This is a genomic window from Acinetobacter sp. ANC_7655 (assembly GCF_056784015.1).
This window is the reverse complement of record NZ_JBWYJB010000005.1, coordinates 80,089-102,681: the sequence shown is the minus strand read 5'-3', so window position 1 is coordinate 102,681 and position 22,593 is coordinate 80,089. Positions and strand designations below refer to the sequence as shown.

The following is a 22,593-nucleotide window of genomic DNA, read 5'->3' as shown; positions in this document are numbered from 1 at the left end:
TTTAAAAGAAAAGCTAATAACCTGAAATTTCTTTATTAATATTTTGCGCGAAATTTTGTAGGCGATGAACACGTGTTTCAAAGCTACCGTCAGTTTTCAGTAGTAGGCTGCGATAGCCTGGTGCAAGGTCATCAAAGGCAAAATCTTCAGTCTTTGGTTTAAACTGAACGGAGGTGGAGGGCGTTGATAAAAATTGAATATTTTTCCAAACATTCAACGAATCTTGGTGCACATGTCCAAAGATCACTGCTTGAATGTGTTGATACTCTGCCATGATCTGTGTCAATTGATCTGAATTTTTTAAGATGTGTCGATCAATCCACTTGGACTTCATTTCAAGTGGGTGATGATGACACGCCAAAATGACAGGGTGCTGCTGTGTTTCCTGAAGAATCATTGATAAATGATTCAATTGTTCTGCTTTAATCCAACCATCTACTTTGTGGGGCACAGCACTATTTAATAGGACGATTTTCCACGTTTCGAAAGTTAACACGGCCGGTATAGGATCAGGCGCTGCAAAAGGAAAATATTCGGCATCATCATGATTCCCTGGAATTTGATAAAACGGAATATTCAAATTTTTCATGAAACTCAAATATCGCTGATAAGTTGCCTCATGTGGTACCTGTGCCAAGTCACCTGTATGAATAATCGCATCAATGTCTTGATAGCGATTTAAAATATCATTGATCACTGCATGAAAACTTTGTTCAGGATTTATCTGAACAAACGGCGTGTCAGGATGATCCATGAGATGAGTATCGGTAATTTGGATAATGAGCTGATCATTTTTATTCTGTTTGATTAAAGGCGTCATAAATTACCTCAGCGCTATAGAGGTAGTGGCAATGTGCTGTTTGAGCCATTGCAGAGCCATGATGACAGGTGCATTACACAATCGTTTGGATGCCAATAATTGTTCAAGATCTGAATAAGCTAAGATATGCAGTTGGATATTCTCACCTTCATCTGGCATACCATGAATACCACCTTGCTCAGGAAGATCTGCTTCTGCAACATACAAATGAAAAACTTCATCGCACGCACCAGCAGAAGGGTAGAAGGTAAATAAATGTTCCAGATTACGAATTTCACAACCAGATTCTTCTAAACTCTCACGCTGAATACATGTTTCAGGTGATTCATCGCCATCTAATACGCCTGCAATGATTTCTAGTTGCCATGGGGAGATAGGATCATCGATTGCACCAATTCGGAATTGTTCAATCAGTGCAAAGCGCTTGAGCGCATCATTGTAGATGAGTACACCAGCAGCTTCTTTACGATGCACTAATTCACGATGAATTGTTGGGGTATAAGTATTCTCACCAAATAAACGATGTGTGATGCTCACTTTCTCTATACGAATGAATCCTTGATAAAGGGATTCGCGAGAATGGACCTTAAAATCTTTATTATTGTAGGTGGCTTTTTCAAGAATTTTCATTCGTATACGTTAGGACAAAAATTTATTTCATCCTAACTGAGATTGCATTAAAGAAAAACAGGTTTTTTAATTTTTACAGCTTCTGATACAACTTTTGTCCTTGCTTATGATACTCATTTTTCATCGCGTTGAGACCTGATTCAATCTCTTGATTTAACTTGAGATCTAGATTATCAGACTGCTGATTTTGAGCGTATTCACGCACATTTTGGGTAATCTTCATTGAGCAAAATTTAGGTCCACACATCGAACAGAAATGCGCTGATTTATGTGCCTCTTTAGGCATCGTTTCATCATGCATACTACGTGCTGTATCAGGATCTAAACTTAAATTAAATTGATCTTCCCAACGAAACTCAAAACGTGCTTTTGAAAGTGCATTATCTCGGACTTGAGTACCTGGATGTCCTTTGGCGAGGTCTGCAGCATGTGCTGCAATTTTATAGGTAATAATGCCATCTTTGACGTCCTTTTTATTGGGTAGACCTAAATGCTCTTTAGGTGTTACGTAACAAAGCATCGCTGTTCCATACCAACCGATCATGGCTGCACCAATTGCTGAAGTAATATGATCATAACCAGGTGCAATATCTGTTGTTAATGGTCCTAATGTATAAAAAGGTGCTTCTTTGCAAACCTCAAGTTGTAAATCCATATTTTCTTTAATCATATGCATAGGAACATGACCAGGACCTTCGATCATGACTTGCACATCGTGTTCCCAAGCTCGATGGGTTAATTCTCCTAATGTACGTAGTTCGGAAAATTGGGCTTCGTCATTGGCATCTTGAATGCACCCAGGGCGTAAACCGTCACCTAAGCTGAATGACACATCATAGGCTTTCATGATCTCGCAGATTTCATCAAAATGGGTGTATAAGAAATTTTCTTTATGATGTGCAAGACACCACTGTGCCATGATTGAACCGCCGCGTGAAACGATGCCCGTTAAGCGATTGGCTGTGAGAGGAACATAGCGTAATAAAACACCAGCATGAATCGTGAAGTAATCAACCCCTTGCTCAGCTTGTTCGATTAAAGTGTCTTTAAAAATTTCCCATGTAAGATCTTCTGCGATTCCATCCACTTTTTCTAATGCTTGATAAATCGGAACAGTTCCAATAGGAACAGGAGAATTTCGAATAATCCACTCGCGTGTTTCATGAATATTTTTACCTGTAGACAAATCCATGATGGTGTCAGCACCCCAACGTGTTGCCCATGTCATTTTTGCTACTTCTTCATCAATGGATGAACCCAGTGCTGAGTTGCCAATATTGGCATTGATTTTCACTAGGAAATTTCGTCCGATAATCATCGGTTCGAGTTCAGGATGATTGATATTGGCAGGAATAATGGCACGACCTGCAGCGACTTCTTGGCGTACAAATTCAGGTGTAATTTCTAATAAATTTTTTGCACCAAAGTTTTGACCAACATGTTGGCGAGTATCCACACCTTCGCGTTGCTTTTGGTTTTCTCGAATCGCAATGTATTCCATTTCAGGCGTGATAATACCCTGCTTAGCATAATGCATTTGCGTAACGTTATGTCCTGGTTTAGCTCGACGAGGTTTCTGGATATGTGCGAAACGAATGCCAGCTGTACGAATATCTTGAAGACGTTCTCGCCCAAATTTTGAGCTTAATGTCGCGAGTTGTTCTGTATCTGCGCGCTCTTCAATCCATGTATCTCTGAGGTTTGGTAGGCCTCGATTTAAATCAATTTGAATCTCAGGGTCGGTATAAACACCTGAAGTGTCATACACCAAAATGGCAGGATTATACTCACCGCCTAAGCCCGTTGGTGTATCGGAGAGTGCAATTTCACGCATGGGTACGCGAATATCTGGACGAGAACCTTGAACATAGACTTTTTTTGACGCTGGTAAAATGCGGGTGAGATCTTGAGCATCTTGCTCATGTTGAGCAGAGAGATCTGTATTTAAAAGATTCGTTAATTGGTTCATTGCAATGATCCTTATGAATGACATCAACGAATCAAGCACGACCAAAAACGGTGGCGGAATTATCCTGAATGAATAACCTAGAACAAAGTTTTTAGATGGCTTGATTCCTACGCAGGTATTAACCTGATCAGGTTCAACGGTACTCACCATCAAAACAATGTTTTAGGTGATCTCAGCGAGTTATTACTCGCGCTCCGTCAAGCGATGCCAAAATATTAACATATAAAGTCCGATTAAAGTCATCAGACTATGATGCATAACAAATTGCGTCTTTAAAGCAATTACGACGATTTTCAAGATCAACAGTTTTTAAGTTTAAATAGTGACTTAGCTGTATAAGAACTTGCGGATTTTGATCAGTCTGATTTGAAGTTAATTTACTTTTTTGTTGTGAATCCAGTTCGATAAATTTTAAGAAAAGTCTCGCTTGATCTGCTAAACGACTATTTTTCATATTTGCGAGTTGTTCGATTTCAGCTAAAGCATCGGGTGCAATTTCAACACGTCCTTCAAAATCATGAGAAACAGGATCATGGTTGAGACCTTTAAATAATAGATTTGAATAAAAATGATAAAGGTACTCTGCATCTAAACGGAAACTGCTTTGAGGATATTTTTTTAGATAATTTTCCCAATACTGGGCACGTCTAGAAATCTCTTTTGCTTCAAGATGAAAATGAGGATCTTCAAATTGTGCTTGCTGATTTTGTTCAGCAAGTTCTTGCATAAATGCTTGTTCTGCCTCAGGGAAATAGGGGGCAAATACTCGTGCTAAATAATATGGGTTTCTTTGATAGGTTGCTTGGTGGTTAATATCGACGAGATCAATATACGCTTGACCTTTATGCCGAAGTAAATATTGATCTCGTGGATGTAATTTTTCAATTTGTGATTGTTGAATCGTCGGAAATTGCGACTGGTCATGAGCATATAAATCAAAAGCTTTTTGCTGATCAGCTGATCGATCTATACTTAAGAAATTTCTATACATGATGTCTGCCAAACCGATCAATTCTTTCTGTTCCTGAAAGGGCATTAAGGGAAGACAAAGTCGAATATCTTGATTGATTTGCTCAATGGCGAATGTAGTCCGTTGAGCAGTTATCCCGAGCATTTCTTTTTTGAGTTTTTGACAAATAAGGTTGAGATCAGGTGTGGTGTTCTGGTTTTGGGTTGGGTTTGGAGATTCAGTAGGTATTTCTTCGGAAATCGGTTTTTGACACGCAGTTAAGCCAAGACTTACGACCATAAGAGTCAATAATTGACGAATAGGCTTAAACGTGTGCAAAAATGACTTCATTGAGATATCAAAATACAGTTAAAGTGTGAAATGAGGCGCAAATAGATTTTCACTTATTTTAAAACCGTACAGTGAAATTTATTGTAGTTGCTTCGCAATCAAGCGTTAAAATAATGTATGAAAAACATACATCAATGTGCATAATTCAAAATAATTCTCCGGATTAAATGAAAAAATAATAAAATTGATACGTAAAAAGCTCGATTAAAGATTATATTTGCAACATCCTATTCTAATTACTTGTTATTCAAATGCTTAAGGTGCTGTGAAGTCATTATCATGAAAAAAACTCTACTTGCAGTCAGTTTAATTGCACTTAGCCCGATGAGCTTTGCATTGAACCTCGTTGAAGCCTATGAGCGAGCAAAGCAAACCGATCCAAATTGGCAAGCCAACGTGTTGCAGTATGAGGCTGATCAGTTAAATATAGGTTTAGCAAAAGGTAATTTGCTGCCGACAGTAACCGTTTCAGGAAATGTGACGCGTAAAAACCAAGATGTAAATCGTTCAAGTACAGAATCGAATCCTTTTTTTAATAGTTCTGACCTGTTGGCATCGACATCGACCACTCGTCAAATTGCGATTACTGCACGACAACCCATTTTCAGAATGGATGCTTGGCAGGGATATAAACAGGTAAAAACCTCAGTTCAACTGAGTGAAGTCACTTTAAAACAGCAACAGCAACAACATATATTAAATGTCTCTGAAGCTTATTTTAATGTACTACGTCAACAGGCTTTAACGCTCACTAACGCTCAAGAAGAAAAAGCATTATTCGAGCAGCTCAATATGATGAATGCCAAACTCAAAGAAGGTTTAGTTGCTGAAAGCGATGTGAGCGAAGCGAATGCACAATATCAAAATGCGCGAGCAAATCGAATTGCCACAGGTGTTCAATTAATCTTGGCACAAGAGCAACTTGCTCAGTTGATTGGACCTTACCAAGAAAAGCTCGCTGTTTTAAGTGATGATTTCGAGTATCAAAAGCCTGTACCGAATATCATGAGTGAATGGACTAAATTAGCTCAAGAACAGAATCTTGAAATTCTACAAGCGCGTTTGCAACGTCAATATGCCAATGATCAGCGACGTGTAGAGCAAGCGGCGCTTTATCCTCAAGTCGAAGCCGTAGCCACTTATGGATATAGTGAACAGTCACCACAAACAGCTATATCGAGTGATGGACAGTTCGATCAGGTGGGTGTAGAAATGAACTGGAATGCCTATACCGGTGGGCGAACTAAAATTAATATTGATAAAGCGACAAAAAATGTTGAAAAGTCGGAACGCCAATTAGAAGCTGCGATACGTAAAGCAACCACAGATGCTAAAAAATCTTACCTACAAATTGATATGGATAGTGCTACATTGCAAGCGCGCAAAGCTGCCATGGATTCTTCAGCATTAGTCGCGAAAGCATCCCAAGCTCAGTATGATGAAGGGCTTAAAAGTATGGTTGATGTGTTGCTTGCGCAAAGAAATGCTTTTGCAACGCGATTAGATTTTGTGAATGCTCAATATGATTATGTGTTGAATGTGTTGAGGTTGAAGGCTTCTGTGGGTCAATTGAATGAAAATGAGCTTCGTCAAATGAATGCATGGTTAGTTGAAAAATAGAATAAATTGATTGTTTTGTCATCAAATATTCACAATTGATATGCTTTAATATGGCAAAAATTTCAATCCATTCACGCTGTGTGGAGTAATAAGACTTTGAGCTCTAATAATCCTGTACTTAGCCACCATATTTCTTCTCAATTTAACGAAGATTTGCAAGATGTCCATACCAAATTTATGGCGATGGGTGGTTTGGTTGAGCAACAAGTTGCTAATGCCATTCATGCTCTTTTAGATACAAATGTGAATTTAGCTGTAGATGTCCAATTTCAGGATAATACGGTAAATCGCTATGAGCGTGAAATTGATGAAGGTTTGACTTTGATTTTAGTGCGTCGCCATCCTGCTGCAAGTGATCTGCGTATGGTGATTGCAATGAGCAAGGCCAATACCGATTTAGAACGTATTGGTGATGAAGCAGCTAAAATTGCACGTATAGCCCAAAATCTATGTGAAGAAGGTGAATCACCTCGTGGTTATATGGAAACACGTCATATCGGTAATCAAGTGCGAGTAATGATTCATGATGCATTGGATGCATTTGCACGTGTTGATGCAGAGCAAGCACTTAAAGTATTGTTGGCTGACGCAGATATCGATCGTGAATATCAATCTGCTACACGTACATTAATGACCTACATGATTGAGGATCCTCGTCATATTTCTCGTGTTCTGAATGTCATGTGGGTGCTGCGTTCTTTGGAGCGTATTGGTGACCATGCGCGAAATATTTCTGAACAAGTGATTTATATGGCTAAAGGCTATGACGTACGACACACCAGTGTGGAAGAGATTGAAGAAAAAGTTCAAGGTAATCATTAAAATAGAATTCATATAATACACAAAAACCTCGAATATCGAGGTTTTTTTATGCGGACACTAAACTTGAGTTCTGTAAAACATATAGACAAAAAAATTCCTAGATTTTGGGGGAAATCTAGGAAGGAAAACTGATGAAACAGTACGCTGTTATTATTATTTGTTCACTCATAATCTTGCTATGAAATAATAATATTCAAATTATGTGTAAAGTTCAGCTGCAAAAGTGTGATTTTGTGTAATTTAATATTTGTAAAATGTAAACTTTATCACACTTTAGTGTCCTGCCCAATCCTGCCTATTTCATTAGTTTATGTCAACTATTATGATGATCTAAAAGTATTTTAGAATCTTTCGAAATAAAAAAAGCCCTGATATTCAGGGCTTTTTTAAGTCATACTTATGCAGATTTTGCTTCAGCAGGTGCAGATAACATATGACCTGTTTCTTCGAAATTAGAATGCCAAGAGAGCGCTTCTGTAAGTAGGTGAGGAGTTTGTCCACCTTTAGCACATGCACGATCGAAATAGTCGTTTAATGCATCTTTATACAATGGGTGAACACAGTTATCGATGATTGCACGTGCACGTTCACGCGGTGCAAGACCACGTAAATCAGCAAGACCTTGTTCAGTAACAAGAACGTCTACGTCATGACCTGTGTGATCTACGTGAGATGCCATCGGCACTACAGATGAAATGTCACCGCCTTTAGCGATTGATTTAGTCACGAAGATTGCGATATGCGCATTACGTGCGAAGTCACCTGAACCACCAATACCATTCATCATTTTTGAACCACATACGTGCGTAGAGTTCACATTGCCGTAGATGTCAAATTCAAGCGCAGTATTGATCCCGATAATCCCTAAACGGCGTACCAATTCTGGGTGGTTTGAAATTTCTTGAGGGCGTAATACAAGTTTGTCTTTGTATTGCTCAAGATTATTGAATACTTTTTCACCATAACGTGCAGAAAGTGTAATTGATGAGCCAGAAGCGAATTTCATTTTACCAGCATCAATTAATTCAAAAGTACAGTCTTGAAGTACTTCTGAGTACATGATGAGATCTTCAAAATTCGATTCTTTAAGACCCGTTAATACTGCATTCGCAATTGAACCAATACCTGCTTGTAATGGACCTAAATTTTTAGGAAGACGTTCTTCAGCCACTTCTTTTTCAAAGAATTCGATTAAGTGGTTTGCAATTGCTTGAGTCTCATCATCTGGTGCAGTGACTGTTGATGGAGAATCATGGAATTCGCTGTTAAATACGATGCCAACAATTTTAGCAGGATCGATATTAATTGCATGTGTACCAATACGCTCATCGACTTGAGTGAGTGGAATCGGCTGACGTGTCGGACGATAAGATGGGATATAAATATCGTGCAAGCCTTCGAATGCTGGGCTTAAATTTGTGTTAATTTCAACAATTACTTTTTCTGCAAAGATTGCAAAGCTTGCTGAGTTACCTACTGAAGTCGTTGGAATGATGCCACCATCTTCAGTAATTGCTACAGCTTCGATTACAGCAATATCAGGCTTTTTCAATTGTTTATTACGCATTTGTTCAACAGTTTCTGACAAATGCTGATCAATAAACATTACTTCGCCTTTATTGATCGCCTTACGCAAAGTATTATCGACTTGGAAAGGTAGACGACGAGCCAATACGCCAGCTTCAGTTAACTGTTTATCTAAGTCATTACCCAAAGACGCACCAGTGATTAAAGTGATCTTTAAAGGGTTTGTATGAGCGCGTTTTACCAATGCCAATGGAACTGCTTTAGCTTCACCAGCACGCGTGAAACCACTCATACCTACGGTCATGCCATCTTCAATAAACGTTGAAGCTTGTTCAGCTGAAATGACTTTTTCATGAAGTGACTCTAAACGAATGCGATCTAAAGACATGGTTTACTCTTCTCTTGATATTCTGGATCTGGCACCGATTGTACCGATCAAGCGAGCCATTTTGCATACCTGTTAGGCTAAGGTCTAATTTTTTCAAAAAATGCGGATATAAAGATATATTATGGTTTGTAAGATATTGTTTTTTATTTTTAATTTTCATTGTGGTGAATAATTAAACCAATTCAACCGTTCAACTATTCACCATTCATCAAAATCGTTCGGTGATGGTTTGCCTGATTTTATCTAAGGTGCTATTGGTTGAAATATCAGCAACTTGAGGTGTTGAAAGGGGCAGTAGAATGATAGCTTCAAGACCTCCTTCAGGACGATTATGAATTTTTAATTCACCTTCATGAATATCGACAATTCGTTTTACAATGGCTAAACCAAGACCACTCCCTTGGATGGTACGTGCTTCATTGCCACGTACAAAAGGTTGCATAAGGTCTGCAATTTGATCTTCTGGGATTCCATCACCGTGATCAGCAACACAAATTTTTAGATGATCTCCCTCGACTTTCGCACTTAGCTCAATGGGTTCAGCACCATAACGCTTAGAATTATTAATTAAGTTACCAATTAAGCGCTTGAGGGAAAGCGAACGAGCAGTAATCAGTGGGAGTTCTTCTGGTTCAAAGCGAATATCCAGGGGTTTAAACTGAATAACCAATTCTTGCAAAAGGGTATTGATATTGGTTTCTTTTAGGTCTTCATCTGAACCATCACGCATGTAAGAAATAAACTGATTAAGAATGGCATCCATATCATCCACATCAAAGATTAAGCCTTCTTTCAAGAAGTCATCATCTGACATCATTTCAGCACTCAGTCGAATTCGAGTGAGCGGGGTTCTTAAATCATGTGAAATACCAGCCAACATAATTTGACGATCACGTTCAGTGAGCTCCAATGTATAAATCATATGATTAAAGGCTTGGTTGACTTGGCGGATTTCCAAAGGTCCGTGGTTCGTCTCAAGATAGGGGGCTTTTCCAGTTTTACTATAGCTATTTGCTGCATTTTGAAGTCGGCGTAGTGGGCGATTGAGCTGTCTCACTAAAGTTAAGATAATCATGGCTGAAATCAGCGGTACGCCAAGAAACCATGCCAAAATCAATTCGGGGCTATAATTTGCATAAGTTTTTAACGGTTCTTGAACCCAATTCCCGTTCATTTCTGGGGTTTGAATCCAAATACGTGGGCTAGGTTTAAATTGGAAATAGACGGTGACCTCAGGCACGTCGAGCTCTTTGGCCAAACGTTTTTCAACTTGGTTCGTAAAGAATTCAGCAATGACTTTATCGCGCTGGTTGGGGAACGCAGCAGGGTCTGTAACGTATTCAATTCCAACACGCTGTTTTAACCATGTGTCAACATCAAGTTCAGTGTCACCATGAAAAATTCGAAGGTCGGGGTTGTTGATAATTTCGAGTTCAACCGCAAGGTAGCGTGCATGCTGTTGAATCTCTGGTAAATAGAGGGTTTTCCAAAAAAACCAAAGTGACATAAACAGACTAAAGAACACCACAAAAACAACCAAAACTGTTGTTCGCATTGCAGCGGAGCGCGGCTTGATTTTGTCAAGAAAGCGTTCCCATTTCGTTCGTTTTCGCTCTGAATACGCAACAAATTCATTAAATTTTTGTGGGTCAATAGGATCAAGTTTCACGGTCTAACCTGAGAGTTTGGGCTTAAAAAGAATAAGTGCATGTAATTGTTTAATACATAAAATAAAGACCCCGACATCATTGATGGCGGAGTCCATTGTTTAAAAAATTATTCTGCACCATCTGGTACGAATACGTATCCTACACCCCACACCGTTTGAATGTAGCGTGCGCGCGCCGGATTTTCCTCGATTAAACGACGTAAACGAGAGACTTGAACATCAATAGAACGTTCCATTGCTCCCCATTCACGACCACGCGCCAAATTCATTAATTTATCACGTGTCAACGGTTCACGAGGATGTTGCACCAATGCTTTGAGTACTGCGAATTCACCAGTAGTCAAGGTCACCACTTGACCCTCACGAGTCAATGTTCGAGTCGATAGATCGAGTGACCAAGGACCAAATGAAACCACTTCAACATTTTGGCTTGGTGCCCCAGGAACCTCACGCACTTGTCGACGTAGTACAGCTCGGATACGAGCTAACAATTCATTTGGGTTGAATGGTTTTGGTAGATAGTCATCAGCACCTGCTTCAAGCCCTGCAATACGATCAGAGTCGCTACCACGTGCAGTGAGCATAATAATAGGCGTGTCGATGTTAGACTGCCTTAAACGACGACAAATGCTTAAACCATCTTCTACAGGAAGCATAAAATCTAAAACGATGAGCGAGAAAAGTTCACGTTGTAATAACCGATCCATTTGCGTGGCATCATGTGCGGTTTTAACCACAAAACCTTTATCTTCTAAAAACCGTTGTAAAAGGGTACGAAGACGCACATCATCGTCGACGACCAGAATGCGTTCAACTCTGTCAGTGTCATTGTGTACTACATCAGTATTTTCAGCAGGTACAACTAAACTCATGATGCACTCCCTTAAAAGTTGTATTTATAAATATTCATTTGTCTCAGTATAATGCCTAAGTTCTTGTTAAGACTATGTATCAAATTGCTCAAAATTACAATTTTAAGTGTGTTCTGAAACCAAATCACAACATGTATTGACCTGTTTTTAGGCAAATAATTTAAAATAAAATCGCTATTCAATATGAAGCTAATTTGAAGTGCTATTGAAAGCAAGAAATTTACATCAAAATCAGAAAAATAAAGTGATTATAAAGAGTTAAATGTTTTAGTTCATTGTCAAAGTGATGACACAATGACGCATTACACTCAAATAATTGATCAGAGATCTCACTAGAAGCTTTTTCTCTGGGAGATAAAACTAGAAAAATTGAGACTTTTATTTAAAATTTCATTGCAAATATTCAAAACAATTGTGGATTTTATAGTCTCGGTCTTTATAATCACTAACTTTTAGTCCTTATCCTTGTGGAATTTAACACGATGACTGACTTAGTTCAGCAGTTGGCAAGTGAACTTGCCGTACGTCCAAACCAAGTAGAAGCTGCCATTAAGCTGATTGATGAAGGTTCTAGTGTTCCATTTATTGCACGTTACCGTAAAGAAGTAACTCAAGGCTTAGACGATACGCAGTTACGTCAACTGGATACCCGATTAACTTACCTTCGTGATTTATTTGAACGCCGTGAAAAGGTCATTGAATCACTGAAAGAACAAAATAAACTCACGGATGATTTGTTAGCTCGCGTCAATGCCGTTGAAACAAAAAATGCATTAGAAGAAATTTACGCACCGTATCGTCCAAAACGTACAAGTAAATCATTTAAAGCAAAAGAGGCTGGTTTAGGCCCAATCGCTGAAAAAATCTATAATGAAAATGTTGAACCTGCAGAAGCTTTAGCAGGATTTAATCATGAAGATTATCCTGATTTAGAGAGTCAATTAGACGCTGTTCAGCATATTCTCATTGATGACTGGGCACAAAATATTGCACTCACGACAGAGCTTAAAGCGATGTTTGCAAAAACAGCAGTGTTAAAAAGCTTAGTTGCTAGTGAAGAGAAAAAAGAAGTTGGTAAAAAATTCCGTGACTACTTCGATTTTTCTGAAAATTTAAACAAAGTTCCATCACATCGCTTATTGGCAATGTTACGTGGACGTCAAGAGAATGTACTCGGTCTAAAAGTTGATGGTGAAAATGATGCTCCTTTGGCGCGCATTGAAACTGAATACAATCTTGATCAAGTTCAACCTCAAGTCCGTCAAGATTTTCTGAAGCAGACTGCAAAATTATTCTGGCTCGGCAAAGTCCGCCCTACAATTGAGCATTCACTTCTGACAGAAAAGCGTTTGGCTGCTGAAGCAGAAGCAATGCAAGTATTTGCAGAAAATTTACGTCATTTACTTTTATCTGCACCAGCAGGTTCACGTACTACTTTAGGTGTGGATCCTGGTATCCGTACGGGTGTGAAATTGGCTGTCGTGAATGCATCTGGGGATGTACTGGCACACAGCACGATTTATCCATTCGCACCTAAAGAAGATAAAGAAGGCTCAATCAATGAATTGGCACGTTTATGCCGTGAATTCAATGTTGAGCTAATTGCTATTGGTAACGGTACCGCGAGTCGTGAAACAGAAGCTGTTGTTGCGGAAATGATGGCTGCTCATGCTGATCTTAAATTAACGCGCGTGTCTGTATCTGAAGCAGGTGCTTCAGTATATTCAGCATCTGAATTGGCTTCACAAGAATTACCAGATTTAGACGTATCGATTCGTGGTGCAGTATCTATTGCGCGTCGTTTACAAGATCCATTGGCTGAACTTGTGAAGATTGATCCTAAATCAATTGGTGTAGGTCAATATCAACACGATGTGAATCAAACAGGCTTGGCAAAAACGCTTGAAGCTGTAGTGGAAGACTGTGTGAACTCAGTTGGTGTAGATGTGAATACAGCATCTTCAGCGATTTTGGGTTACATCGCAGGATTAAACAAATCTATAGCACAGCAAATTGTAGACTACCGTAAAGAGAATGGTCGTTTTGATAATCGTCAAGATTTGAAAAAAGTACCACGCTTAGGTGAGCGTACTTTTGAGCAAGCTGCAGGTTTCTTACGTATTCAAGATGGTTCAGAACCATTGGATGCATCAGCAGTTCATCCTGAGTCTTATGGTTTAGTCAACAAGATTGTTAAAGCGAAAGCGACCACTGTAAAAGATATTATTGGCAATACTGAAATCATTCGTCAGGTTAAACCTGAAGAGTTTGTTGATGACAAATTTGGTTTACCAACGATCCAAGATGTTTTGGCGGAGCTTGAAAAACCAGGTCGTGATCCACGTCCGGAGTTCCGTACAGCGAAGTTCCGTGATGACATTACTGAGGTTTCACAACTGACTGAAGGCTTAGAGCTTGAAGGTGTAGTGACCAATGTAACGAACTTTGGTGCATTTGTTGATGTTGGTGTTCATCAAGATGGTTTAGTTCATATTTCAGAACTAGCGAATGAATTTATTTCTGATCCACATAAGTTTGTGAAACCAGGGCAAATTGTTCAAGTGCGTGTGTTACAAGTTGATGTGGAACGTAATCGTGTGAATTTATCGATGCGTCCTGCAGGATCTGAAGTACCTGCGAAGGCGCCGCGCCAGCCACGTCGTGAAACTCAAGGCCAGCAAGAGCAACGTGGTGAGCGTAAACCACACGCGAAGCGTCCTCAGCAAGCACGTCCACACGGTGATCGCCCACAACATGCGAAAAAACCTCAGCAGCAGAAACCACAAGAACAGAAGATTGGTGGTTTAGGTGCATTATTATTACAAGCAGGGGTTAAAGGTTCGAAGTAATCTTTAATCAGGTAAAAAACCTCCCATATGGGAGGTTTTTTTATGCTTATGTTTTTAAATAAATGAAGAACATCAAGGTGATTTATTTTAAATGTAAACTTTAAGATGGTATAAAACAACAAGAAAAACTTAATAATCAATTCATCACTTCAAAATTATTTTTAACTTTATAAGTCATATAATTAAGAGAAATTAAACATGAGTATATCTCAAAATAAAGAGCTGAAACCTCAATTTTATAGTCGTGATTTGCTCTCAGGTCTGGTTGTTTTCCTTGTTGCACTTCCGCTTTGTTTGGGCATAGCTCATGCATCAGGTGCACCACTCATTTCAGGCATTATTGCTGGCGTGATTGGTGGAATCGTTGTTGGTTTTTTTAGTGGCTCACATATCAGTGTATCTGGTCCCGCTGCAGGCTTAGTGGCGATTGTATTGACCCAAATTGAATTACTACAAGGTAATTATCAAGCCTTTTTGTTCACATTGTTTTTAGCTGGAATTTTACAAATATTATTTGGTATTTTTAGGTTAGGTGTTTTCTCAAATTTCGTACCCACCAATGTGATTTTGGGATTGCTTGCCGCGATTGGTCTGTTACTGATTATCAGTCAATTACCTAAATTGATTGGTTTGGACGTCAAAGGATTTGCTTTGATTGATCAATGGTCAATTCAATCTGTACTGAGTCATATTGATATTGGCTCAGGATTAATTGGTCTAAGTTGTATTGCGTTAATCCTACTGTGGGATAGTAGTAAATTAAAAAAACTGCCGCTGCCTTCAGCCTTGATTGCGGTGATATTTGCTGGACTTCTTAACTTTATCATGTTGAAAATCGGCTCTCTATATGCAGTAAACCCTCAACAATTGATTAATCTTCCGAATATCTTTTCTGGTTCAGAAACGATTTTCCAGTTTCCAGATTTTTCGTATTGGAATAATAGTTTAATTTATACGGGTGCAATTACATTAGCGGTGGTAGCTTCTCTTGAAACACTATTGAATTTAGAAGCTGCCGATAAGATGGATCCACAAAAGCGCTCATCACCACCGAATCGTGAATTATTTGCACAGGGTGTTGGAAACTCTATGTCAGGATTGATCGGTGGTATGCCGATTACCTCAGTCATTGTTCGTAGTTCAGTGAATGCAACCAGTGGAGCTAAAACCAAATTTTCTGCAATCTTTCATGGTTTTTTACTGATTGTTGCAGTGGTGGCGCTCACCCCATTAATCAATGCGATACCGCTATCTTCATTGGCAGCAATCTTAATCTTGACTGGATTTAAATTGGCAACACCAAGCCTATTTAAACGGATTTATGCGCAAGGTTGGAAACAATTTTTACCTTTTATTGTCACGGTAGTTGCAATCATTGCAACTGATTTACTGAAAGGCATCATGATTGGTCTAGTGATCAGTTTATTGATTATCTTACAGAGTCATTTACACCGTGGTGTACGTGTGATCCATGAAAAACACTTGCATGGTTCACTTACCCGTATTGAATTAGCACCGAATTTAAGTTTTTTAAATCGTGCCGCACTCGTCACCGCTTTAGAAAAAGTTAAACCGCATGAAAATGTGCTAATCGATGCATCCAATACCTATTATATTGATCCAGATATCTATCAAATTATTAAGGACTTTCAAAGTGAAGTGGCGGTAAAGCAGGGGATAAAAGTTAATTTACAAGGTTTTAAAGCACATTATCCTGAAATAAAAGAGGACGAGCTCGATCTTGATGTGAGTACGCAAGAACTCCAAAAACAGCTCAGTCCTGATCAAGTTTTACAGATGCTAAAAGACGGGAACTTGCGTTTTATTAATCATCAGCGTTTACACCATAATATTGCTCGCCAAATTCAAGTGACGTCAAATGCAGGTCAACATCCTATTGCTGCAGTGTTGGGTTGTATGGATTCTAGAGCACCGACAGAGCGCATTTTTGATGTAGGAATCGGTGATTTATTCAGTTTGCGTATTGCTGGAAATATTGCTGGTCAAAAAGTCGTGGGCTCTTTAGAGTTTGCATGTAAAACCAAAGGTTCAAAACTGATCGTGGTATTGGGGCATACGGACTGTGGTGCGGTAGGATCTGCTTGTCATTTATTTGAGCAAAAAGTGGATTTGAGTCAACTAAAAGATACACCGAACGTTCAGCATTTTTTGAAGCCGATTATGCAGGCGGCGGAAACAGTCAAAAATGATATGAGTAATTATCAACTTACAACCAATTTTATTGATGCTGTAACTGTGCTAAATGTGCGAAATAATATTAATTATATTATTAAAAATAGTGACACGCTAAGAGACATGATTGAGCGTAAAGAGATTGGGATTGTTGGCGCAATCTATGATGTGAAATCTGGTCAAGTCAACTTTTTATCTTAAATGATCTCATTTCATCAGTAAGTGATATTAAAAACCTCCCAAATGGGAGGTTTTTAATTTACCTATTAATCATGGGGACAATCCAGCTGGTTAAGATCAATAAAATCCCAAGATGACCTAATTTTCGTGAAATTTTTACGAATTTTGGAACTGATTGTTCGATCTTTTGTGCATAGTCTTGTAGGTTGGCAGCTTTAGTTTGGCGGCTATGCCACAAGAATACGGCAAGATCGATACAGATGAGAATAGTGCCCACATCAGCAACAACGTCTAAAACTTTAAATTCTTGAGTATAAAAACCGAGACTAACTTGATAAATGAGGAATATCGCAAATGCGATGGCTGCACATTGCAGCGCTAAAGCTAAACCACGCATAAGTACAAAGCATAAAATCAATAAGATGCAAGGTTTATAACATAACTCTGCCGCCTAACGAATGATCTCAAAATTTTTTTTACGCCTATATTTGAACTCAATCATGATTAGCATTAAATAAGATTCGGCAAGATCAAGCTGAATGCGATAGTGCCTAAACCTATTTTTGACAAATGATATGCATAAGACTTTGGTGCTTTGGCATCATTCATCTGCTGTTGAACCAATTCAGTTTTATTTTGAGCATCGGCTGGTTTGAGGTTGAATCCCAGCTCAAGCAAAATTAAAAATAAACCTAGCTGTAATAAGATATCGAATGAGTAATGTTGCTGAATAATCATGCTCATGATTTGAGTGAAAACCAAAACAGCAACTGCTAGAAAAAATAATCTAAAAAAATAAATTTGAGCCATGACAAACTCCTATTTTATGTTCTGATCATGGCGTTTAATTCTTAAAGAATAATTAAAATCACACAGTGAAAATGTAACAAGATCATTTCACAAAGTACTTAAATTAACTTGTTCGATCACCAATGTTCGCCAGGAAATAGTCGGGCATATGCACGCTGTACAATGTTTAATTTCTCTTGGCGACCGACAGAAGCAGTAGAGCTTGGAAATAAATTAAATCCAATCGACATCAATTTATTATTAATATCAGGTGCAATTGCATAAGTAATTGATGCAAGTTTTCCAAGACCAGTCGCTACCTTTTTTGGACGGTTCACAATAGCACCAGCGATTAAATCTGCAGCTTGATTCGGTGAAAGTGCTGGCACGTATTTATATATTTTAGTTGGAGCGATCATCGGCGTTCTGACCAAAGGCATGTAGACCGAGGTGATAGCGATATTATGCGCATGTACTTCAGCTGATAGGCAACGGCTAAATGCATCCAATGCAGCTTTTGAAGCGACATATGCAGAGAAGCGTGTAGCATTGGCTAATACACCAATTGAACTAATATTAATAATATGTCCACGTTCACGGTCTATCATATGTGGAAGGACATTTAAAATGAGGCGAACAGCACCAAAATAGTTGAGTTGCATCGTACGTTCAAAATCATGAAAACGGTCGATGGACTCATGGACTGCACGGCGAATCGAACGACCTGCGTTATTAATTAGAATATCAATATGTGTGACGCTATTGAAGATTTGTTGCGTTACAGCATCGATTGAACTCATATCATTCAAATCACAAGGAAAAATGTCAGCTTTTCCCCCTTTTTGCTCAATCTCATATTTTACTTGTTGTAAAGTTTCCTCAGTTCGTGCCACCAATAATACATGCGCACCTGCCGCAGCCAATTGATGTGCAACAGTTAAACCGATACCACTGGACGCGCCTGTAATCAGAATATTTTTTCCATGGACACGTTTTTTAAAACGCTGTTCTAATTTTTTATTCACTTCATTCTCCCTGTAAATGCAATGAATTGTGCAACACGTATTTTTCAGCGTGTCATACAAATCAGCATAGTGGAAAAATGAAAATAAACCATGGCATAAGTTTATGAAATTATTGTAAAATTAGAGTAAATGCTCTATTTTTTGTTATGGTAATAGGAGAAAAAAACTAAAAAAGACGATATGGTAAATGAGGATAAAGCCCCAATCATGAGGCTTTATTTCTAATGCATTATCAAGATTAAACTTGAGCGAGCGCTTGTTCTAGGTCGGCAATTAAATCGTCTGCATGTTCAATTCCAATGGATAAGCGAACCATATCCGTAGAAACGCCAGCAGCTTTTAACTCTTCTTCATTCAGTTGGCGATGCGTTGTGGTTGCTGGGTGGCATGCTAAGCTTTTTGCATCACCGATATTCACCAATCGTGTGAATAATTGTAGGGCATCAATAAAGCGAGTTCCGCCCGCTAAACCATCCTGTACACCAAATGAAAGAATTGCTGAAGGTTTGCCCTTAACGTATTTCTGAGCTAAAGCATGTTGCGGGTGATCAGGTAATCCTGCGTAATTTACCCATTTTACTTTTGGATGAGCTTGTAAATATTGAGCAACTTTTAAAGCATTTTCAGTATGACGTTCCATACGTAGACTTAATGTTTCTAAACCTTGTAGGATTAAGAAAACATTTTGTGGGCTAATCGCTGCACCTGTGTTGCGTAATGGCACGACACGAGCACGTGCAATATAAGCTGCTTCACCAAGCGCTTCGACATAGTTCACGCCGTGATAGCTTGGATCGGGAGTATTTAATGCTTTAAAACGATCTGGATATTTACCCCAAGGGAATTTACCGCTGTCAACAATGATACCGCCGATCGAATTACCATGTCCGCCGATGTACTTGGTTAGAGAGTGAACAACAATATCTGCACCAAATTCAAAAGATTTTTGAAGCACTGGTGTAGCAACCGTATTGTCCACAATCACAGGAATACCAAGTTCATGTGCAAGCTTGGAAATCGCCTCTAAATCAATAATATTGCCGAGCGGGTTACCAATAGACTCAACGAAGACTAATTTAGTTTTTTCATCAACAAGTGCCCGCAAACTTTCTGGATTTTGATAATCGAAGAAGCGCACTTCGATCCCTTGTTTTGGTAGCGTATGTGCAAATAAATTATATGTACCACCATAAAGTGTAGATACAGAAGCGATATTGTCCCCAGCTTCAGCAATAGTTTGAATAGCATAGGTAATGGCTGCCATACCTGATGCAAGTGCTAATGCGCCGATCCCACCTTCGAGTGCTGCAATACGTTGTTCAAGCACAGTAGTCGTTGGGTTCATAATCCGTGTATAAATATTCCCAGAGACCTTTAAATCGAATAGGTCTGCGCCATGTTGCGTACTATCAAATGAGTAAGAAGTCGTTTGATAAATGGGTACCGCAACTGCTTTAGTCGTTGGTTCAGGTGAGTATCCAGCATGGATGGCGAGGGTTTCGTCCTTATATGTCATTTTGAGATCTTCTTGTGGTTTAAAAATTGTTCAATGAGAATATAGCACCCTAATCATATTATAAAATTTATAAAATATTGAAAAAGTTATCTAAAACTCTCATATGTTGCTCATTTAAAAGCCATATTCTTGTGCACTTTGAATGGTGAATTTGATGAAAAAATAAACTTGTAACATTCCTTGCAAGTTCGGGCGTATGGCTTATGTTTTTATCGTATTCATCGTATAATGCTCCCTAATTATTTGTCCGCGATTTGTATTTACAGCGGATTTTGTTTTTTTTATAGAGGAGTCCTACGTGGCCCAATATATTTACACGATGAACCGTGTGTCTAAGATGGTTCCGCCTAAGCGCGAAATCCTTAAAGACATCTCTTTATCATTTTTCCCGGGCGCTAAAATTGGTGTTCTTGGTTTAAACGGTGCAGGTAAATCTACCTTGCTTCGTATTATGGCTGGCGTAGATAAAGATTTCTCTGGTGAAGCTCGTGCACAACCAGGTATCAAGATCGGCTACCTTGAGCAAGAGCCGCCATTAGATGAAACAAAAGACGTTCGTGGCAACGTTGAAGATGGCGTTCGTGAAGCACTTGATGCATTAGCTCGTCTTGATGAAGTTTTCGCTGAATATGCAGCTGAAGATGCCGACTTTGATGCACTTGCAAAAGAGCAAGAAAAGCTTGAAGCAATTATTCAAACTTGGGATGCGCATAACTTAAATAACCAGCTTGAACAAGCAGCGGCAGCGTTAAACTTGCCAGCTTGGGATGCTGATGTCACTAAATTGTCAGGTGGTGAGCGCCGTCGTGTGGCACTTTGCCGTTTGCTCTTGTCTAAACCAGACATGTTGCTTCTTGACGAACCGACGAACCATTTGGATGCATCATCTGTTTCATGGTTGGAACGTTTCTTAAAAGATTTCCCTGGTACAATCGTTGCGATTACGCATGACCGTTATTTCTTGGATAACGTTGCTGAGTGGATTCTTGAGCTTGACCGTGGTATGGGTATCCCTTATCAAGGTAATTATTCTTCTTGGTTAGAGCAGAAAAATGCCCGCTTAGAGCAAGAACAGAAGCAAGAAGAATCTTTTGCTAAAGCATTGAAAAAAGAACTTGAATGGGTTCGTTCTAATGCAAAAGGTCAGCAAAAGAAAAATAAAGCACGTATGGAACGCTTTGAAGAGCTTAACTCTCGTGAATTCCAACAACGTAACGAAACGTCTGAAATCTACATTCCACCTGGTCCACGTCTAGGGAACAAGGTTGTGGAAGTTGAAGGTATCAGCAAATCGTTTGGTGATCGTACGCTTTACAAAGATTTATCTTTTGTTGTTCCACCTTGTGCGATCGTGGGTATCGTGGGTGAGAACGGTGCGGGTAAAACCACACTATTCCGTATGATGACAGGTGAATTACAACCTGATACAGGTACGGTAACGCTAGGTGAGTCAGTTAAAGTGGCTTACGTGGGTCAGATTCGTGACACCTTAGATAACAATAAAACGGTTTGGGAAGAAGTTTCTGGCGGTTTAGATATCTTACGTATTGGTGAATATGAAATCGCATCACGTGCATATATTGGTCGTTTTAACTTTAAAGGCCAAGATCAGCAGAAGCGTGTAGGTCAATTGTCAGGTGGTGAGCGTAACCGTTTACAACTTGCGAAAATTCTACAAATGGGCGCAAACGTTATCCTTCTCGATGAACCATCGAACGACTTGGATATCGAAACTTTACGTGCGCTTGAGGATGCAATTTTAGTATTCCCAGGTACTGTAATGGTCATCTCGCATGACCGTTGGTTCCTAGACCGTATTGCAACACACATCTTGTCATTCGAAGGTGAAACACCAGAATTCTTCACAGGAAACTATGCTGAGTTCGAAGAATACCGTCGTAAACGCGATGGCGATGATCTAGTGGCTAAGCGCCAAAAATATCGCAAAATTGGTGGTTAATTCCATCTAATAAAAAAACCAGCCTTCAGGCTGGTTTTTTTATGAATTAATTTTATGAAAATGCTAAAAGACTATAAGCTTGAAGTAGAGTTCTTTTTGCATTTTCATTTCCAGCATTCGCTGATTGGTTCAGCCATTTTTCAGCAATTTGATAATTTCGATCCAAACCTAGTTCACCATTTAAGTAACTCAGACCTAATTGATATTGTGCTTCAGCATTCCCACGTAATGCATCACGTAGGTATAACCACATTTGATTTCGAGGGTTTAAGGATGTGGATGGCTCGAGATTGGATAAATTAGCTGTTCGAGTACGTTTTAGATCAAAGAATAGTGATTGAAATAGTTTTATTATCATTATGGTTCTCCTTGCTTATCCATGCAAAAATGAGATCTATTTCATTAAATTATGCTCTTTTGAAGGTTTTGTCTACTACTCATATATAAAATTTAAATTTATTTAA

Annotated in this window: 17 protein-coding genes and 1 riboswitch; of the genes, 5 read left to right on the top strand and 12 right to left on the bottom strand. The window is 39.0% G+C overall.

Annotated features, from left to right (window positions below):
- Window positions 1–13: 13 nt before the first annotated feature.
- The 4 genes from cpdA to AC1M9N_RS07585 form a co-directional block, all read right to left on the bottom strand.
- On the bottom strand, window positions 14–820 hold the full coding sequence (gene cpdA / locus AC1M9N_RS07600) for a 3',5'-cyclic-AMP phosphodiesterase (protein WP_481590437.1): 807 nt from the start codon (window positions 818–820) through the stop codon (window positions 14–16).
- Window positions 821–823: 3 nt separating this feature from the next.
- Window positions 824–1,450, bottom strand: coding sequence for an NUDIX domain-containing protein (locus AC1M9N_RS07595; RefSeq protein ID WP_481589168.1), 627 nt, complete (start codon window positions 1,448–1,450; stop codon window positions 824–826).
- 73 nt (window positions 1,451–1,523) lie between these two features.
- Entirely contained in the window at window positions 1,524–3,419 is a 1,896-nt protein-coding gene (gene thiC / locus AC1M9N_RS07590; RefSeq protein WP_481954536.1) for a phosphomethylpyrimidine synthase ThiC, read from the bottom strand.
- A gap of 87 nt (window positions 3,420–3,506) precedes the next feature.
- Window positions 3,507–3,626: riboswitch (TPP riboswitch) on the bottom strand.
- A gap of 40 nt (window positions 3,627–3,666) precedes the next feature.
- The gene (locus tag AC1M9N_RS07585) at window positions 3,667–4,719 is read right to left on the bottom strand and encodes a hypothetical protein (RefSeq protein ID WP_481591482.1); all 1,053 of its coding nucleotides are present in this window, start codon (window positions 4,717–4,719) and stop codon (window positions 3,667–3,669) included.
- Window positions 4,720–4,998: 279 nt separating this feature from the next.
- Between AC1M9N_RS07585 and abuO the strand changes: the two genes are divergently transcribed.
- Together abuO and phoU are read left to right on the top strand one after the other, a co-directional pair.
- Window positions 4,999–6,339, top strand: coding sequence for a multidrug efflux outer membrane protein AbuO (abuO, locus tag AC1M9N_RS07580; protein ID WP_481590435.1), 1,341 nt, complete (start codon window positions 4,999–5,001; stop codon window positions 6,337–6,339).
- A 96-nt stretch (window positions 6,340–6,435) separates the two neighbouring features.
- Window positions 6,436–7,161: a phosphate signaling complex protein PhoU gene (gene phoU, locus AC1M9N_RS07575; protein ID WP_035263928.1), complete on the top strand. Its 726-nt coding sequence runs from the start codon at window positions 6,436–6,438 to the stop codon at window positions 7,159–7,161.
- 397 nt (window positions 7,162–7,558) lie between these two features.
- Here phoU and AC1M9N_RS07570 read toward each other — a convergent pair whose 3' ends face one another.
- From AC1M9N_RS07570 to ompR, 3 genes are all read right to left on the bottom strand, one after another.
- The gene (locus tag AC1M9N_RS07570) at window positions 7,559–9,076 is read right to left on the bottom strand and encodes an acetyl-CoA hydrolase/transferase family protein (RefSeq protein ID WP_092767310.1); all 1,518 of its coding nucleotides are present in this window, start codon (window positions 9,074–9,076) and stop codon (window positions 7,559–7,561) included.
- Between the two features lie 208 nt (window positions 9,077–9,284).
- On the bottom strand, window positions 9,285–10,745 hold the full coding sequence (locus AC1M9N_RS07565) for an ATP-binding protein (protein WP_092767308.1): 1,461 nt from the start codon (window positions 10,743–10,745) through the stop codon (window positions 9,285–9,287).
- Between the two features lie 107 nt (window positions 10,746–10,852).
- Window positions 10,853–11,617, bottom strand: a complete 765-nt coding sequence (ompR, locus tag AC1M9N_RS07560; RefSeq protein WP_035263934.1) for an osmolarity response regulator transcription factor OmpR — start codon at window positions 11,615–11,617, stop codon at window positions 10,853–10,855.
- Window positions 11,618–12,099: 482 nt separating this feature from the next.
- Between ompR and AC1M9N_RS07555 the strand changes: the two genes are divergently transcribed.
- Both AC1M9N_RS07555 and AC1M9N_RS07550 read left to right on the top strand, forming a co-directional pair.
- Window positions 12,100–14,466, top strand: coding sequence for a Tex family protein (locus AC1M9N_RS07555; RefSeq protein WP_481954535.1), 2,367 nt, complete (start codon window positions 12,100–12,102; stop codon window positions 14,464–14,466).
- A gap of 198 nt (window positions 14,467–14,664) precedes the next feature.
- Window positions 14,665–16,860 carry a bifunctional SulP family inorganic anion transporter/carbonic anhydrase gene (locus AC1M9N_RS07550; protein WP_481954534.1) on the top strand — a complete coding sequence of 732 codons (2,196 nt, stop codon included), beginning with the start codon at window positions 14,665–14,667 and terminating at the stop codon, window positions 16,858–16,860.
- A gap of 58 nt (window positions 16,861–16,918) precedes the next feature.
- Here AC1M9N_RS07550 and AC1M9N_RS07545 read toward each other — a convergent pair whose 3' ends face one another.
- The 4 genes from AC1M9N_RS07545 to AC1M9N_RS07530 form a co-directional block, all read right to left on the bottom strand.
- On the bottom strand, window positions 16,919–17,236 hold the full coding sequence (locus AC1M9N_RS07545; RefSeq protein ID WP_481954533.1) for a hypothetical protein: 318 nt from the start codon (window positions 17,234–17,236) through the stop codon (window positions 16,919–16,921).
- A gap of 113 nt (window positions 17,237–17,349) precedes the next feature.
- Window positions 17,350–17,649, bottom strand: a complete 300-nt coding sequence (locus AC1M9N_RS07540; RefSeq protein ID WP_179998875.1) for a hypothetical protein — start codon at window positions 17,647–17,649, stop codon at window positions 17,350–17,352.
- A gap of 116 nt (window positions 17,650–17,765) precedes the next feature.
- Window positions 17,766–18,653, bottom strand: a complete 888-nt coding sequence (locus AC1M9N_RS07535; protein ID WP_179998874.1) for an SDR family NAD(P)-dependent oxidoreductase — start codon at window positions 18,651–18,653, stop codon at window positions 17,766–17,768.
- Between the two features lie 238 nt (window positions 18,654–18,891).
- On the bottom strand, window positions 18,892–20,169 hold the full coding sequence (locus tag AC1M9N_RS07530; RefSeq protein WP_481954532.1) for an O-acetylhomoserine aminocarboxypropyltransferase/cysteine synthase family protein: 1,278 nt from the start codon (window positions 20,167–20,169) through the stop codon (window positions 18,892–18,894).
- 298 nt (window positions 20,170–20,467) lie between these two features.
- Between AC1M9N_RS07530 and ettA the strand changes: the two genes are divergently transcribed.
- The gene (gene ettA / locus AC1M9N_RS07525; protein WP_035263944.1) at window positions 20,468–22,129 is read left to right on the top strand and encodes an energy-dependent translational throttle protein EttA; all 1,662 of its coding nucleotides are present in this window, start codon (window positions 20,468–20,470) and stop codon (window positions 22,127–22,129) included.
- Window positions 22,130–22,181: 52 nt separating this feature from the next.
- On the opposite strand, the gene AC1M9N_RS07520 is transcribed toward ettA, so the two are convergent.
- Window positions 22,182–22,487, bottom strand: coding sequence for an SEL1-like repeat protein (locus AC1M9N_RS07520; protein ID WP_051586493.1), 306 nt, complete (start codon window positions 22,485–22,487; stop codon window positions 22,182–22,184).
- Between the last annotated feature and the right edge of the window lie 106 nt (window positions 22,488–22,593).